The 16019-nt window shown below is 70.7% G+C and carries 15 protein-coding genes; 6 read left to right on the forward strand and 9 right to left on the reverse strand.

Translation table 11 applies throughout. The features are described 5' to 3' along the window. Window positions 1–61 precede the first annotated feature (61 nt). The 3 genes from I8N67_RS04605 to I8N67_RS04615 all read right to left on the reverse strand — a co-directional run bounded on the left by I8N67_RS04605 (window position 62) and on the right by I8N67_RS04615 (window position 2551). Window positions 62–1024 (reverse strand): SPFH domain-containing protein, encoded by a 963-nt coding sequence (locus I8N67_RS04605; protein ID WP_200301275.1) that lies wholly within the window; start codon window positions 1022–1024, stop codon window positions 62–64. Window positions 1025–1182: 158 nt separating this feature from the next. Beyond that, window positions 1183–1614, reverse strand: coding sequence for an NfeD family protein (locus tag I8N67_RS04610; protein ID WP_200301276.1), 432 nt, complete (start codon window positions 1612–1614; stop codon window positions 1183–1185). 145 nt (window positions 1615–1759) lie between these two features. Then, entirely contained in the window at window positions 1760–2551 is a 792-nt protein-coding gene (locus tag I8N67_RS04615; protein ID WP_200301277.1) for an ABC transporter ATP-binding protein, read from the reverse strand. A gap of 150 nt (window positions 2552–2701) precedes the next feature. Here I8N67_RS04615 and I8N67_RS04620 point away from each other — a divergent pair, with 150 nt between their 5' ends. Beyond that, window positions 2702–3484 (forward strand): Rv1486c family protein, encoded by a 783-nt coding sequence (locus I8N67_RS04620; protein WP_200301278.1) that lies wholly within the window; start codon window positions 2702–2704, stop codon window positions 3482–3484. Window positions 3485–3551: 67 nt separating this feature from the next. On the opposite strand, the gene I8N67_RS43730 is transcribed toward I8N67_RS04620, so the two are convergent. The 4 genes from I8N67_RS43730 to I8N67_RS04640 all read right to left on the reverse strand — a co-directional run bounded on the left by I8N67_RS43730 (window position 3552) and on the right by I8N67_RS04640 (window position 6262). Beyond that, window positions 3552–3683 (reverse strand): chaplin, encoded by a 132-nt coding sequence (locus tag I8N67_RS43730; protein ID WP_307835152.1) that lies wholly within the window; start codon window positions 3681–3683, stop codon window positions 3552–3554. Window positions 3684–4076: 393 nt separating this feature from the next. Next, a complete protein-coding gene (gene chpE, locus I8N67_RS04630) occupies window positions 4077–4325 on the reverse strand; it encodes a chaplin ChpE (RefSeq protein WP_200301279.1) in 249 nt (82 codons plus the stop codon). A gap of 157 nt (window positions 4326–4482) precedes the next feature. After that, on the reverse strand, window positions 4483–5124 hold the full coding sequence (locus I8N67_RS04635) for a response regulator (protein ID WP_200301280.1): 642 nt from the start codon (window positions 5122–5124) through the stop codon (window positions 4483–4485). Then, window positions 5117–6262 carry a GAF domain-containing sensor histidine kinase gene (locus I8N67_RS04640; RefSeq protein WP_200301281.1) on the reverse strand — a complete coding sequence of 382 codons (1146 nt, stop codon included), beginning with the start codon at window positions 6260–6262 and terminating at the stop codon, window positions 5117–5119. The genes I8N67_RS04635 and I8N67_RS04640 overlap by 8 nt, the downstream gene beginning before the upstream one ends. 244 nt (window positions 6263–6506) lie before the next feature. On the opposite strand from I8N67_RS04640, the gene I8N67_RS04645 reads away from it, so the two are divergent. The 3 genes from I8N67_RS04645 to I8N67_RS04655 all read left to right on the forward strand — a co-directional run bounded on the left by I8N67_RS04645 (window position 6507) and on the right by I8N67_RS04655 (window position 9315). Next, entirely contained in the window at window positions 6507–7202 is a 696-nt protein-coding gene (locus tag I8N67_RS04645; protein ID WP_200301282.1) for an SDR family NAD(P)-dependent oxidoreductase, read from the forward strand. Further along, window positions 7199–8338: an S-adenosylmethionine:tRNA ribosyltransferase-isomerase gene (locus tag I8N67_RS04650; RefSeq protein ID WP_200301283.1), complete on the forward strand. Its 1140-nt coding sequence runs from the start codon at window positions 7199–7201 to the stop codon at window positions 8336–8338. Before I8N67_RS04645 ends, I8N67_RS04650 begins: the two co-directional genes overlap by 4 nt. Window positions 8339–8637: 299 nt before the next feature. Further along, entirely contained in the window at window positions 8638–9315 is a 678-nt protein-coding gene (locus tag I8N67_RS04655) for a transglycosylase SLT domain-containing protein (RefSeq protein WP_200301284.1), read from the forward strand. 81 nt (window positions 9316–9396) lie between these two features. Here the strand turns inward: I8N67_RS04655 and I8N67_RS04660 are convergent, their stop codons facing one another. Next, on the reverse strand, window positions 9397–11910 hold the full coding sequence (locus I8N67_RS04660; protein WP_200301285.1) for an ABC transporter ATP-binding protein/permease: 2514 nt from the start codon (window positions 11908–11910) through the stop codon (window positions 9397–9399). A gap of 241 nt (window positions 11911–12151) precedes the next feature. Between I8N67_RS04660 and I8N67_RS04665 the strand changes: the two genes are divergently transcribed. Together I8N67_RS04665 and serB are read left to right on the forward strand one after the other, a co-directional pair. Next, window positions 12152–13876 carry a streptophobe family protein gene (locus I8N67_RS04665; RefSeq protein WP_200301286.1) on the forward strand — a complete coding sequence of 575 codons (1725 nt, stop codon included), beginning with the start codon at window positions 12152–12154 and terminating at the stop codon, window positions 13874–13876. 185 nt (window positions 13877–14061) lie between these two features. Further along, window positions 14062–15270 carry a phosphoserine phosphatase SerB gene (serB, locus tag I8N67_RS04670; RefSeq protein WP_200301287.1) on the forward strand — a complete coding sequence of 403 codons (1209 nt, stop codon included), beginning with the start codon at window positions 14062–14064 and terminating at the stop codon, window positions 15268–15270. A 194-nt stretch (window positions 15271–15464) separates the two neighbouring features. On the opposite strand, the gene I8N67_RS04675 is transcribed toward serB, so the two are convergent. Next, entirely contained in the window at window positions 15465–15983 is a 519-nt protein-coding gene (locus I8N67_RS04675) for a SixA phosphatase family protein (RefSeq protein WP_200301288.1), read from the reverse strand. Window positions 15984–16019 lie beyond the last annotated feature (36 nt).

Below are 16019 nucleotides of genomic sequence, written 5' to 3' on the forward strand. Positions count from 1 at the left end.
TGTGGCTGGGGCCACCTTCCTCAAGAAGGTGGCCCCAGTCGCGTATCGACGTATCCGGATGTCAGTCGGTGATCGACGGCTTCTCGCGGCGGTCGGAGCCGCCGTCGTTCCGTCCGCCCGAGCCGCCCGAACCACCGCCCGGGTTGCCGAAGTTGCCGAAGTTGCCCATGGCGCCGGAGAGGCCCTTGAGGGCGTCGCCGATTTCGCTGGGGACGATCCAGAGCTTGTTGGCGTCGCCCTCGGCGATCTTCGGGAGCATCTGGAGGTACTGGTAGGAGAGGAGCTTCTGGTCCGGGTCGCCGGCGTGGATGGCCTCGAAGACCGTGCGGACCGCCTGGGCTTCACCTTCGGCGCGCAGGGCCGCCGCCTTCGCCTCACCCTCGGCCCGCAGGATCTGGGACTGCTTCTCACCCTCGGCGGTGAGGATGGCCGCCTGGCGCGTACCTTCGGCGGTGAGGATCGCGGCACGCTTGTCACGGTCGGCGCGCATCTGCTTCTCCATCGAGTCCTGGATGGAGGTGGGCGGCTCGATCGCCTTCAGTTCGACGCGGTTGACGCGGATGCCCCACTTGCCGGTGGCCTCGTCGAGGACGCCGCGCAGGGCCGCGTTGATCTCCTCGCGGGAGGTCAGGGTCCGCTCCAGGTCCATGCCACCGATGATGTTGCGGAGCGTGGTGACGGTGAGCTGCTCGATCGCCTGGATGTAGCTGGCGACCTCGTAGGTGGCCGCGCGGGCGTCGGTGACCTGGTAGTAGATGACCGTGTCGATGTTCACGACCAGGTTGTCCTGGGTGATCACCGGCTGGGGCGGGAACGGCACGACCTGTTCGCGCAGGTCGATGCGGTTGCGGATGGAGTCGATGAACGGGACGACGATGTTGAGGCCCGCGTTGAGCGTGCGTGTGTAGCGGCCGAAGCGCTCGACGATCGCGGCGCTCGCCTGTGGGATCACCTGGATGGTCTTGATCAGGGCGATGAAGACCAACACCACCAGAATAATCAGGACGATGATGATCGGTTCCATCGTTACTCCCCGTGCCCTTCTCCGCCGTGGCGCTTCCTGAAGATCTTATGCCTGTTCGGACTGTTGAAGATCTTGCTGGTCGAGTCTGGCAGAACAGGGCCTGCCAGGTGGGTCGTTCAGTCAGTTCTTCGCATCGTCTCTCGCGGGATTCGCCGAGGTCACATGACGATCGCCGTGGCTCCCTCGATCTCCACCACGTCCACTTCCTGACCCACCTCGTAGGCGAGTCCGGTGTCGAGGGCGCGGGCCGACCAGACTTCGCCGTTGAGCTTGATACGGCCACCCGCGCCGTCGACCCGTTCCAGGACGACTGCGTGTTTGCCTTTCAACGCGTCGATCCCGGTGGCGAGTTGGGGCCGCTGGGCTCTGTGCCGGGCCGCGATGGGCCGTACGACGGCGATGAGGGCGACAGAGACGACCGCGAAGACGACCACCTGGAGTACGACACCACCACCCAGCCCCGCGGTCACCGCGCCGGCGACGGTGCCCAGGGCGAGCATTCCCAACTCGGGCATCGCGGTCACGACGAGGGCGATCCCGAGCCCGGCCGCGCCGATCAGCCACCACACCCATGCGTCGATACTGTCCACATCGTCGATGGTAGAACCGCGATCGTCCTGCCGAACAGAGCGCACGGTCAGAGATCGCGTACAGAGGGCCGCCAAGTCAGGTACGCCCGGGCCGGGTTGTGGATCAGTGGAGCCCGACCGGCGGAAGATCGGGAGAACTTGGCGATCAGGTGAGCGGCAGGCCCTGGGCGGTCCAGCGATCGCCGCGCTGCTCGACGACGAGCGGGAGGCCGAAGCAGAGGGAGAGGTTGCGCGAGGTGAGTTCGAGTTCGAGCGGGCCCGCGGCGAGGAGCTTGCCCTGGCGGATCATCAGGACGTGGGTGAAGCCCGGGGGGATCTCCTCGACATGGTGCGTGACCATGATCATGGAGGGGGCGATCGGGTCGCGGGCGAGGCGGCCGAGACGGCGTACGAGGTCCTCGCGGCCGCCGAGGTCGAGGCCGGCGGCGGGCTCGTCGAGGAGGAGCAGTTCGGGGTCGGCCATCAGGGCGCGGGCGATGAGGGTGCGCTTGCGCTCGCCCTCGGAGAGGGTGCCGAACTTACGGTCCACGTAGTCGGTCATGCCGAGGCGGTCGAGGAAGGCGCGGGCGCGCTGCTCGTCGATCTCCTCGTAGTCCTCGTTCCAGGTGGCCGTCATGCCGTACGCGGCGGTGAGCACGGTCTGCAGGACGGTCTGGCGCTTGGGGAGCTTCTCCGCCATGGCGATGCCGGCCATGCCGATGCGGGGGCGCAGTTCGAAGACGTCCACGTGGCCGAGGGTGTCGCCGAGGATCGTGGCGGTGCCCTTGCTGGGGTAGAGGTAGCTGGAGGCGATGTTCAGGAGGGTGGTCTTCCCGGCGCCGTTCGGGCCGAGGATGACCCAGCGCTCGCCCTCCTTGACCGACCAGGAGACCTGGTCCACCAGAGCCCGGCCCTCGCGGACCACGGATACGTCCTCCAGCTCCAGAACATCGCTCATGAGCGCGCTGTCTCCCCTTGCAGTGTCGGCCTGTCTCGGCTGTCGCGTACGCCTGTGGTTGGAGCCACCGCCGGGTGGGCGCAGCCCTCGAGGAAATCTACGCCACCGGTCGGGCCGTCCATTCCATCGGTCGGTCCTTAGGGTGGGGGCATGCTCTCGGAACCACGCTCAGGACGCCTTGCCGCATGGGGAAATGCCCTTTTGGCCGGACTTGTCTCGCCGGATGACGCGGTGGTCGCCGTCGTCGGGGAGGACGCGGTGCACCGGGTGGAGGGGTTGCCCGGCGAGTCGGGGCCCGTCGGGCTGACGCTCGCGCTGGGGCGGCTGCGGGCGCTCGGGGTCACCGGGCTGCGGGTGGCTCTGCCGGCGCCGGGGCATCCGCTGGGGCTCAGCGGGCCGCCGGAGTTCAACAAGCGGGCACTGGAGGCGGAGGAGGCGGTCGTCTGCCACGGGGGTGCGCTGGGGCTGGTGCCGGAGGTGTATTCGGTGGGGCCCGCCGGTGATGTGCATGTCGAGGTGGTGTGGCACTGCCTGGAGGTGCGGGAGGCGCCGCCCGCCGATGTGCCGTCCCTCGGGGAGGCCGAGCGGGAGCTGGCCGAGGCGTTGCGCGAGGCCACGGCGTTGTTGTCCCGGCTGGACGTGGCGGCGTCCGGGCCCGTGACCGAGGCCGCGATCGACGCGTACCGGGCTCGGGCCGAGCAGGGGCGGGAGGTGCTGGCGCCCGGATATCCGCCGCGCGCGGTACGGGTGCTGGAGCTGGCGCAGCGGGTCGGGCTGCTTGTCTCCGTGGCCCACGAGAACGGGGAGGGTGGCGCCGTGAGCGCCTCCGAGATGGCCTCGCGGACGGCCGCGCTGCGCCCGGTGGAGCGGACTGCTCGGCGGGCGCAGGTGGCGGCGTACAACGCGTTCGTGGAGGAGCGGGAGCGGGGCTGAGGTCTTCGGCGGCGTGGAAGGGCCCCGCGAACCTCCTGGGTTCGCGGGGCCCTTGCACGGCGTGTGGTCAGTGGTGAGCCGTGACGTTGTAGGTGGGGTTGAGCAGGGCGATGAGGCTGGCGCTGAGGCCCTGGACGGTGAGGGGGACGTCGACCGGGACCTGGACGTCGAGGCCGGAGGCGACGCCCGGGGAACCCACGGCAGCGCTGTCGGCGACCGAGTCGGCGACGGCGGCGCCGGACGATGCGCCAAGCGGCGAGACCGGCGACGGTGACCGTCAGGGCGGCCTTCTTGGCGATGTTCATGAACTGCGTTCCTCCTGCGTCGTACGGGTCCGACCCGCCCGCGGGCCGTGCGCTGATCAACGCGGGGCGGACGGGTGGTGGCACGGAGGAACGGCGGGAGCTGCCTGTTCGACGCATTCCGGCGATGAGGCGATGGATCGATAGAGCGATGGGACGACGAAAGCGGGGGGATGAGGAGACGGTGACGAGCGGGAGGTGATGAGGGGAAAGGGTGCCCGGAAATACCTGACCGGCCTTCCGGAGGTGGCTGGAAGGCCGGTGGTCACTGGTGCTCCGGGGCGGGAACGTCAGTGGTTGAGCCCCAGGTTGCCGAAGGCCGGGTTCAGGATGCCGACGACGTTGACGCTGTTGCCGACCGCGTTCACGGGGATGTGGACGGGGGCCTGGACGACGTTGCCCGAGAGGACACCCGGCGAGCCGATGGCCTTGCCGTCGGCGTGCGCACCACCGTCGGTGGCGGAGGCCATGCCGGCACCGGCGGCGACGAGGCCACCGGCCACCATCGTGACAGCGGCGGCCTTCTTCAGGTTCTTCACTTTGAGCCCTTCATCGCGATCACTGCGGCGGTCGCACGCAGCACGCACTGAAGAACGCCGGAGGTCCGGCAAGGATGCGCCGTCCGGGTGACATACACCCGACGGTATGAATCTCAGTCCGGAGCGGAACCCTCCAGGTTGCCGGACAATCTGCCCATCATCCGGTCATACCGTGGCGTACGGACCACAGGGCGGCCTGGGTTCGGTCCGCCAGGTCCAGCTTCATGAGGATGTTCGAGACATGGGTCTTGACCGTCTTCTCGGACAGGACGAGCGCACGGGCGATCTCGCGGTTGGATCGGCCGTCGGCGATCAGGCCGAGCACCTCGCGCTCTCGCTCGGTGAGCGAACCGCCTCTCCCCTGACCGGAGTTGGCCCCCTCCTGGGACAGGAGCACGCCGGCGACCTCCGATTGGAGGAGGATGTGTCCGGCGTGCACCGAGCGGATGGCGCCGGCGAGCGCGTCGGGGTCGACGTCCTTGTAGACGTACCCGGCGGCGCCGGCTCGCAGGGCCGGGACGACCGTGCGCTGCTCGGTGAAGCTGGTGACGATGAGCACGCGCGCGGGGTTGTCGAGTTCGCGGAGCTTGCGGAGGGCCTCGATGCCGTCCATGCCGGGCATCTTGACGTCCATGAGGACGATGTCGGGCTTCAGCTCCTCGGCACGGGCGACGCCCTCGGCGCCGTCGGCGGCCTCTCCCACGACCTCGATGTCGTCCTGCACCTCCAGGAAGGTGCGCAGGCCTCGGCGGACCACTTGGTGGTCGTCGACGAGCAGCACTTTGATTACGTCAGCCACCGGGGACCTCCAACTCGATCGTGGTGCCCTTTCCGGGCGCCGATTCCACGGTCAGCCGGCCGCCGACCCCGCTCGCCCGGTCGCGCATGGAGACCAGGCCCAGGTGGCGGCCCGCGCGGCGTATGGCATGGGGGTCGAAGCCGCTGCCGTCGTCCGTGACCCGCAGGACGGCTCCGCCGCCGTGCCGGTCGAGGGTGACGTCGACCCGCTCGGCTCCCGAGTGCCGCAGGGCGTTGTGCAGTGCTTCCTGGGCGACGCGCAGCATGGCCTCCTCCTGGGCGGCGGGCAGCGCGCGGGCGCCGCGCCCGGAGAAGGTGACGCGGGCGCTGTGTGCCCGGTCCAGGACGTGGACCTGGGTACGCAGGGTGGCGACCAGGCCGTCCTCGTCGAGGCCCGCGGGGCGCAGCTCGACGACGGCGGCGCGCAGCTCCTCCGCGGCCTCGGCGGCGAGTGCGGCGACCTGATGGAGTTCGCCCTTGGCGCGCGAGGGGTCGCGGTCGACCAGGGTGGCTGCCGCCTGGGCGGTCAGGCGGAGGGAGAAAAGCTTCTGGCTGACGGCGTCGTGGAGTTCGTGGGCGAGACGGGAACGCTCCTCGGCGATGGTCAGCTCGCGGCTGCGCTCGTAGAGGCGGGCGTTGGTCAGGGCTATCGCGGCGTGCTGGGCGAGGATCGACAGCAGTTCCTCGTCGTCCTCGGTGAAGCCGCAGCCGCCCTGTGGCTTGGGGCACCGCTTGTTGGCGAGGAAGAGGGCGCCGATGACCTCGTCGCCGTCTCGGACGGGCAGGCCCAGGAAGTCGACCAGGTCGGGGTGGGCGCTGGGCCAGCCCTCGAAGCGGGGGTCCTCGCGTACGTCGGCCAGGCGCTCGGGGGTGGCCTCGCGGAGCATCGCGGCGAGGATGCCGTGCTGGCGCGGGAGGGGGCCGATGGCCTTCCACTGCGCGTCGCTGACGCCGTCGACCACGAACTGGGCGAAGCCGCCGTGGTCGTCGGGGACGCCGAGCGCGGCGTACTCCGCGTCGAGCAGCTCACGCGCGGAGGCGACGATGGTCTTGAGGACGTCGCGCACCTCCAGGTGCCTGCTCATGGCCAGCAACGCGGCGCTCACCGCCGCGAGGCCGGACCGTGGACCTTGACTCATGGCCTCACCGTACCGGCGGGGTCCGACAACGCGGATCGGACCGCCGGAGGCCTCGGCCGGGCCGTCGGACGTAGGCCGCAGACCTACGACCCGGACCTAGGTCTCGTGGTCCGGCCCGCGGCCTAGGGCGAAGGGACCCGGCGCTCTGCGGCCCCCGTACGAGGCGGCGGGGGCGGTGCCGTTCCTACGTTGGGATCACCGTCGGCCCGGTCGGGCGGCGGTCGCGGACGAGGGGACGGATGTCATGCCGGTGGCGATCATCACGGGGGCTTCGAAGGGGCTGGGCCGGGCGCTCGGTGCGGCTCTGGCGGAGCGTGGCTGGGATCTGGTGCTCGATGCCAGGACCGCCGAGGTCCTGGGCGAGGCGGCGAAGGAGCTGTCGGCGTACGGGACGCGGGTGGAGGCCCTGCCGGGGGATGTCACGGACGCCGGGCACCGGGCCGGGCTGGTGGCGGCGGCACGCGGGCTGGGCGGGGTCGACCTGCTGGTGAACAACGCGAGCGCGCTGGGCGCCGAGCCGCTCGTACGGCTTGAGGGGCTGGCCCTGGACGGGCTGCGGCGGGCCCTGGAGGTCAATGTGGTGGCGGCGCTGGGGCTGATCCAGGAGGCGCTGCCGCTGTTGCGGGCGTCCGGGGCGGGCGCGGTGATCGGCGTCAGCTCGGACGCGGCGGCCGAGGCGTACGAGACGTGGGGCGGGTACGGGGCCTCGAAGGCGGCGCTGGACCACATGTCGGCGGTGCTGGCGAAGGAGGAGCCGGGGCTTCGGGTGTGGGCCGTCGATCCCGGGGACATGGGCACGGATCTGTACGCGGCGGCCGTACCGGAGGACGACGATCCGCGGCCGAGCCCGGCGGGTGTGGTTCCGGCCTTTCTGCGGCTGCTCGACGAGCGGCCGGCCAGTGGGCGCTACGGGGCGCCGTCCCTGTTGGAGGGGCGATGACGACGGCGGCGGTGGAGGTACCGGAGGAGTTGCACGCGCGCGTGCCCGCCGAGCAGCGCGGGCCCGGCCTCGACCGGGACGCCGTACGGCTGCTGGTGTCGCGCGGTTCGGAGGTGTCGCATCACGCGTTCGTGGCGCTGCCGCGGTTGCTGCGGGCCGGGGATCTGCTGGTCGTCAACACCTCGCCGACGCTGGCGGCGGCGGTGGACGGGACGGTCGGGCACGCGCGCGTGGTGGTGCATTTCTCGACGCGCGGCGACGACGGACGCTGGGCCGTCGAGCTGCGGGATCCGGACGGACGGGGCACCACGCGTGCGCGTGCGGGCGGTCCGGCGGGGACGGAGGTGCGGCTGCCGGGCGGTCTGCGGCTGGTCCTGGAGGAGCCGTTGAGCGAGCGGGGTGAGCGGCTGTGGTGGGCGCGGGTGTCCGGAGGGGAGGTCGTCGGGGTGCTGGGGGAGCACGGGCGGCCCATTCGTTACTCCTACACGGAGCGGGATCAGCCGTTGGCGGTGTACCAGACGGTGTTCGCGCTGCCGTCGGCGGACGGGGCCGGGAGTGCGGAGATGCCGAGTGCGGGGCGGCCGTTCACGGCACGCCTGGTGGCGGAGCTGGTGAGCCGAGGGGTGCAGTTCGCGCCGGTCGCGCTGCATACCGGGGTGGCGTCGGCGGAGGCGCACGAGCCGCCGTATCCGGAGCGGTTCGCGGTGCCGGAGGCGTCGGCGCGGCTGATCAACGCGGCGCGGGCGAATCAGAAGAGGCGCGAAGCGCTTCCTCGGAAGGGTGGTGGTGGGAGACGGGCGGGCGGGCGGGTCGTGGCGGTGGGGACGACGGCGGTGCGGGCCGTGGAGTCGGCCACCGGGCCCGACGGCGTCGTACGGGCGCGGGAGGGCTGGACGGAGCTGGTGGTGACCCCGGAGCGCGGGGTGCGGGTGGTCGACGGGCTGCTGACCGGGCTGCACGAGCCGGAGGCCTCGCATCTGCTGATGCTGGAGGCGGTCGCGGGGCGGACGGCGATCGGCCACGCGTACGGCGAGGCGGTCGGGGGGCGCTACCTGTGGCACGAGTTCGGCGATGTGCATCTCATCCTGCCGCCGGAGGTGCCTCACACAGGGCATTGCGGCAGCAACTGCGGGTGAGCCCGCCGTCCGCGCGATGTGAGCCCACCCATAGGGTGTGCATCACTTACGAACCTCCTTAGGAGAGGCACACGGGTGGCATGAGCGGGAGTGATGGGTTGGTCTGTCCCATTTTGCCGCTTCCGGTGCAACTACCTGGGATCGTACGTCACACCTTTGCCACACGATTTTGCGGCCGCTAAGAATGGCAGCCGTCGCTCGACGCCGCGGGTTCCTCCCGCGGCGTTTGTGCTGGAAGAGCTGTGTCCCCCACCCGGCACGAGAGCGACCTCCGCCCTATTCGAAGAGGTCCCTCACTCATGTCCAAGAACGCCAGCACCCGCAGTCACAGTCTCACGCTGACCAAGGCCCACAAGCTCTCGTTCGCCTCAGTGGCCGCCTTCGGCGCCGCCGCCCTGGCGTTCTCGCTGGTGCCGGCCGAGGCTCAGACCGCCACGAAGACGGTGTCCGCGGCTCCGGCGGCGTTCAGCCAGAGCCCGGCCCAGAGCGTCAAGGCGAGCATCGCCGACCAGGCCGCCGCCGCTGAGAAGAAGGCGGCCGCGGACGCGGCTGCGAAGAAGGTCGCACAGGAGCGCGCGAAGGAGGAGGCGGCGAGCCGGTCCGCCCAGCGCGCCAAGATCGCAGCGGCGGCCAAGGCCGCCGCGGTGAAGACGTACCCGAACAACCTCGACGGCTGGATCCGTGAGTCGCTCGACATCATGAAGAAGCACAAGATCCCGGGTACGTACCAGGGCCTGCACAAGAACATCATGCGGGAGTCCTCGGGCAACCCCAAGGCCATCAACGACTGGGACATCAACGCCATCAACGGCGTCCCGTCGATCGGTCTGCTGCAGGTCATCAAGCCGACCTTCGACGCCTACCACGTCCCGGGCACGGCCTGGAGCCAGTACGACCCGGTCGCCAACCTGACGGCCGCCGCGAACTACGCGGCCGACCGCTACGGGTCGATCGACAACGTCAACAGCGCGTACTGAGGCCGGCGCGGACCTCTCGGACGTACGCCGAAGGGCGGCACCCCGGCCGGGGTGCCGCCCTTCGGCGTGTGCCGGTGGAGGCTACTTCCGCATGACCTCCGGCTCGTGGCGGCGCAGGAAGCGGGCCACGAGGACACCGCAGATCACGCCGAGCACGATCAGGGCGATCATGTCGAGGCTGTACGCGCCGGCCGTGTGGTCCCACAGCGGGTCCGTGTCGCCCTTCTCCTTGGGCGGGCTGATGTTGTTGAAGTCCAGCGTGGCGCCCGCGGCGGCGACCGCCCAGCGTGACGGCATCAGGTACGAGAACTCGTTGACGCCGGGGCTGCCGTGCAGGGCGAACAGGCACCCGGTGAACACGACCTGGACGATCGCGAACATGACCAGCAGCGGCATGGTCTTCTCGGAGGTCTTCACCAGCGAGGAGATGACCAGGCCGAACATCATCGACGTGAAGCCGAGGCCCATGATCGGGATGGAGAGTTCGAGCATGACGGCGAACTTGCCGTCCCCGAAGATCAGGCTCTCGTCGGGGATGGTCCGGCTGGCGAAGCCGATCGCGCCGACCATGGCGCCCTGCAGCACGGTGACCGCGCCGAGGACGATCACCTTGGACATCAGGTACGCCGAGCGCGACAGGCCGGTCGCCCGCTCCCGCTCGTAGATCACCCGTTCCTTGATCAGCTCACGGACGGAGTTGGCGGCGCCCGCGAAGCACGCGCCGACCGCGAGAATCAGCAGGACCGTGGTGGCCGTGCCGTTCGGCACGGGCATCTGGGACTGCGGATTGATGCCCCTGACCAGCAGGTCCTTGTCCGGGTCGATGAGCAGGCTGACCGCGCCGAGCACGGCCGGCAGGATCACCGTCAGCGCCAGGAAGCCCTTGTCGGACACGATGACTGAGACATAGCGCCGGACCAGTGTGCCGAGCTGCGAGAGCCAGCCCTGCGGCTTCGGCGGGCGCATCGACTGCGGCGGCGGCATGTGCACCGACTGCGGGGCGACGGCGTCGATGTCCGCGGCGTACATCTGGTAGTGCTGCGAGCCCTTCCAGCGGCCCGCCCAGTCGTAGTCGCGGTAGTTCTCGAAGGCGGAGAAGACGTCGGCCCAGGTCTCGTAGCCGAAGAAGTTCAGGGCCTCCTCGGGCGGGCCGAAGTACGCCACCGAGCCGCCCGGCGCCATCACCAGGAGCTTGTCGCAGATCGCCAGCTCGGCCACCGAGTGGGTGACCACGAGGACCGTACGGCCGTCGTCGGCGAGGCCGCGCAGCAGCTGCATGACGTCGCGGTCCATACCCGGGTCGAGGCCGGAGGTCGGCTCGTCCAGGAAGATCAGCGACGGCTTGGTCAGCAGCTCCAGGGCCACGGAGACGCGCTTGCGCTGGCCACCGGAGAGGGAGGTGACCTTCTTCTCCTTGTGGATGTCCAGCTTCAGCTCGCGCAGCACCTCGTCGATGCGGGCCTCGCGCTCGGCGGCCGTGGTGTCGGCCGGGAAGCGGAGCTTGGCCGCGTACTTGAGGGCCTTCTTGACGGTCAGTTCCTTGTGCAGGATGTCGTCCTGCGGGACCAGACCGATGCGCTGGCGCAGCTCGGCGAACTGCTTGTACAGGTTCCGGTTGTCGTAGAGGACGTCGCCCTGGTTGGCGGGGCGGTAGCCCGTGAGTGCCTTCAGCAGGGTCGACTTGCCGGAGCCCGAGGGGCCGATGACCGCGATGAGCGACTTCTCCGGGACACCGAAGGAGACGTCCTTCAGGATCTGCTTGCCGCCGTCGACGGTGACCGTCAAGTGGCGTGCGGAGAAGGAGACATCACCGGTGTCGACGAACTCTTCGAGACGGTCGCCGACGATGCGGAACGTCGAGTGGCCGACGCCGACGATGTCGTTCGGGCCCAGTAGTGCCGTGCCGCCCTTGGCGATCGGCATACCGTTGACGAACGTGCCGTTGTGCGAGCCGAGGTCACGGATCTCGAAGCGCCCGTCGGGCGTCGCGTGGAACTCGGCGTGGTTGCGCGACACCTGGAGGTCGGAGACGACCAGCTCGTTCTCCAGGGCACGGCCGATGCGCATGACGCGGCCGAGGGCCAGCTGGTGGAACGTGGTCGGGCTGCGGTCGCCGTAGACCGGCGGCGCCCCCGCGGCACCACCGGGGCCCTGTTGCGGGAAGCCCTGCTGTTGCGGGACCTGTGCCTGCGGCGGCTGCTGCCAGCCCGCCTGCGGCGCCTGCTGCTGCGGGACCTGAGCGGCGTATCCGGCGCTCGCGCCCTGCGCCGCGTACGGCTGCTGCTGAGGCTGCGCGACGGCCGCGGCACCGGAGAGGCTGAGTCTCGGGCCGTCGGTCGCGTTGCCCAGATGCACGGCCGAGCCGGGGCCGATCTCCAGTTGATGGATCCGCTGCCCCTGCACGAACGTGCCGTTGGTGCTGCCGTGGTCCTCGATCACCCAACTACGGCCGCTGAAGCTGATCGTGGCGTGACGCCAGGACACCCTGGCGTCGTCGAACACGATGTCCCCCTGCGGATCACGTCCGAGGGTATATGCGCTGGACGGATCGAGCGTCCAGGTTTGTCCGTTCAATTCCAGTACGAGTTCCGGCACTCCATGCCCCACTGAGTTGTCCCCCGAAATACCCCCATCGCAGGGAGTCTAGGGATGTCGAACATCGGGGGGAACTATTTCAGGCTCGGCCCCCTGACCGAAAGTCGGGCCTTGTGAAGAGTACGTACGGGGGCATCCCGCGGTCCCGTTGACGGGGTGGAAACCGGGCCGGAGAGTGGTAATCCCACACGAGGGGGACATCGACGGTGCAACGCCGCGATGCGGATCGGGGGGTCCGACCATGAGCAATCAGTACTCCGGCCATGGCAGGAGCGTGCCATGGGGGGATGTCCTGTTCTCCGCGATCGCCGCCGTGAGCTGGGCGTTGATCGGGATGGCGGGTACGGCGGCGCTCGGTCTGCATCTGCTGGAGGCGGACTCGGCGGGCGAACTCGGGTCCATGACGGCGGCTGTTGTGGCGCTCGGGGCGGGTGGTTCGGTGACGCCGTCCGGCGATGTGTCCGTCTTTGGCCTGGAAGGGGCGCAGGCGACGACCGCCATCGAGATCACGCCACTGGGTGTGGGTCTGGTGGGGGCGCTCTTGTTGTCGTGGTTCTTCCTGCGGTCCCTGCGGGGCGCGGGCGTGGTGCTCGCGCCCGCCGAACTCGGCGCGCGCGCGGGCACGGTGCTCGCGCTCTTCGTCGCGCTGATGGGCGGCCTGGCCTGGGCCGGGAACTCCGTCATCACCCTCGACGGGAGCCAGTTGGGGGTCGATGAACTGCCCGGCGGCGGTGACCTCGGCAGTGTGGAGATCCCCGGGCTCGGCGACGTCGGGGACATCGGCGGCGGGCTGCTGCCGGACCGGCTCGGGGACCTCTCCGACGCGAACGCCGCGGTCGGTTTCACCGTCGACGCCGTTCCCACCCTGCTCGGCGGCCTGCTCTGGTGCGCCGGCGTGCTGCTGATCGCCCTGTTGGCCTCGCGCCGCACTCCCCTGCCGCGCGGCCTCGACGCCGTGCACCGGGTCGTACGGCCCGCCGTGTCCGCGGTGGTCAGCGTGCTCCTGATGGCGGTCCTGGCCGGGCTCGCGGCGGCGGTGTACGCGGCGATCAGCGACCCCCACCCCAAGCGGATCGCCGGCGCCGCCCTGCTGGGGGCGCCCAACGGCGTCTGGCTGGGCGTCCCGCTCGGCCTCTTCGTCCCCTGGGACGGCAAGGCCACCGGCGCACTGGCCGACCTGCTCCCCGACCCCCTCGACGAACTGCTGCGCATCGACGCGACCGAACCCGTCACTCTCGGCCGCCTCGCCGAACTGGACGGTCGTGTCTGGCTGTTGGGCCTCGCGGCGGCGCTGATGATGTTGTACGCGGGGGTACTGACCGCCGTACGTACGCCTTTTGTACGGGAATCCGCTGCCACCGCTGCCGGGGGTGTGCCCGGTGCGGATGTACGGGGCGGGGGTGCGCTCGCCTTCCTGGGGCGCTGCGCTCTTCGGCTCGGGGTCGCGACGGCGGTGGCACTGCCGCTGCTTGTGTGGTTGACGGAGGTGTCGGTGGACGCCTCGCTGGCCGTGTTCGGAATCGACGCGTTCGACGCGGGCATCGAGTTGCGCGGGCAGGCGGCGATGGCACTGCTGCTGGGCGCGCTGTGGGGCGCGGGGGCGGGGGCCGCGGGGGCGCTGCTGGCGTGTGCGACCGGGGCGGCAGGGCGGGGGGCCTCTCCGTGGGCGTGGGGTGGGGGTGGCCTGGGGGGCGGCCCGGTGGCGTCGGCTGCCGCGAGCTCCGGGGCCGGCTTAGGAGGCGATCCGGGGGCGGGCTCCGCCTCGGGGCCGTACGCGCCGGGTGCGCCTTATCGGCCGCCGAATCCGGACACCAATCCGTATCTGCGGGTGCCGGACGAGTTGCTCAGGCGGCGGGAGCCGGGGCCCGGAGGGAGGCGGCCGCGCGATGTGCCGCCTCCCTCGCCACCGCCACCGCCGCCCCCGCCTCCGCCGCCCGGGCCGCCTCCCGGGCCCCGGAGGCGTTGAGGCACACGGTGAGGGCGCGGTCCGCGAGGAGAACGAGGAGGTCGTGGAGGGGGTGATGCGGGGGCACTCCGGGCCGTCGTACACGATCCGGGTGCGCTTAAATCGCTGGTAACCCAGTGTTCTCCGTCCGCTGGGGGGGACCTCAGGGGCAAAAGGCGCGGGGCGCCGGATACGGTTGGTCCATCATGAGCGCTTCGCAGACCTCCTCTGACGTCCCCACTCTCCTCGTCAAGATCTTCGGCAAGGACCGGCCGGGCATCACCGCCGGACTGTTCGACACCCTCGCCGCGTACTCCGTCGACGTGGTCGACATCGAGCAGGTCGTCACCCGTGGCCGGATCGTCCTGTGCGCGCTCGTGTCCGAGCCGCCCGCCGGGCAGGAGGGCGACCTGCGGGCGACCGTCCACGGCTGGGCGGAGTCGATGAAGATGCAGGCGGAGATCATCTCCGGCCTGGGCGACAACCGGCCGCGCGGCCTCGGCCGCTCGCACGTCACCGTCCTCGGCCACCCGCTGACCGCCGAGTCCACGGCCCGGATCGCCGCGCGGATCACGGCGACCGGCGGCAACATCGACCGTATCTTCCGGCTCGCCAAGTACCCGGTGACAGCGGTCGAGTTCGCGGTGTCCGGTACGGAGACGGAGACGCTGCGGACGGCGCTGGTGACCGAGTCGGTGGCGCTGGGCGTGGACGTGGCCGTGGTCGCGGCCGGGCTGCACCGGCGGGCCCAGCGGCTGGTGGTCATGGACGTGGACTCCACACTCATCCAGGACGAGGTGATCGAGCTCTTCGCCGCGCATGCCGGGTGCGAGAAGGAGGTCGCCGAGGTGACAGAGGCCGCGATGCGCGGGGAGCTGGACTTCGAGCAGTCGCTGCACGCGCGCGTGGCGCTGCTGGAGGGCCTCGACGCCTCGGTGGTGGAGAAGGTCCGCAACGAGGTGCGGCTCACTCCGGGGGCGCGCACGCTGACCCGTACGCTGAAGCGGCTCGGCTTCCAAGTCGGTGTCGTCTCGGGCGGGTTCACCCAGGTCACCGACGATCTGAAGGAGCGGCTGGGCCTCGACTTCGCGCAGGCCAACACGCTGGAGATCGTCGACGGGAAGCTCACCGGCAAGGTCGTCGGTGAGATCGTGGACCGGGCGGGCAAGGCCCGGCTGCTGCGCCGGTTCGCCGCCGAGGCGGGGGTCCCGCTGGCCCAGACCGTGGCGATCGGCGACGGCGCCAACGACCTCGACATGCTCAACGCCGCCGGTCTCGGTGTCGCCTTCAACGCCAAGCCGGTCGTCCGGGAGGCCGCGCACACCGCGGTGAACTTCCCGTTCCTCGACACCGTGCTGTACCTCCTCGGGGTGACCCGGGAAGAGGTCGAGGCGGCGGACACGCACGACGAGTAGACGAGTAGCCGACGAGCGGAGTGCGCATGCGTGTGGACGAGCGGCGGGCGCTCACCTGTGCGTGAAGGCCCGGCACCGAGGTGGTGCCGGGCCTTCGTCGTGCCGGGTGGGGGTGGGCCGTATACAGGTGAGGCCGAACGCCGTCTACGGGTGAGGCCGTGTGCCGGGTGCCGGTGGGCCCCGGCCGGACGGGGTTATTCCGTCGGCGCCCAGTAGCCGGTCAGCGTGGCCGTGCCCGGCTCCAGGCTCTTCCAGGATCCCTCGAAGGAGAGCACGGCGAAGCCGGCGGCCGGGAAGCCGAGGCGGCTCATGCGCTCGCGGGCGTCTCCCTCGGCGGTGCCGGCGAGGATCTCGGCGAGGCCCTGGATTCCGGGGTTGTGGCCGACCAGGAGGACGTTCTGCGTGTCGTCCGGGGTTTCGTTGAGCAGGGCGACCAGCTCGCCGGGCGAGGCCTCGTAGATCCGCTCCTCGTAGACGGTTTTCGGCCGCTCGGGCAGCTCGTGGACGGCCAGCTTCCAGGTCTCGCGGGTCCTGACCGCGGTGGAGCAGAGGGCAAGGTCGAAGGGGATGCCTGAGTCGGCCAGCTTGCGTCCGGCGACGGCGGCGTCCATACGGCCCCGGTCGGCGAGCGGCCGCTCGTGGTCGGAAACCTGGGGCCAGTCGGCCTTCGCATGCCGGAAGAGGACAATCCTGCGGGGTTCTGCGACGCTCATGCGTCCCAGCTTCGCACGAAACAGGCCATGGGGCGC

This window comes from Streptomyces adelaidensis, assembly GCF_016598475.1.
Classification (GTDB): Bacteria; Actinomycetota; Actinomycetes; order Streptomycetales; family Streptomycetaceae; genus Streptomyces; species Streptomyces adelaidensis.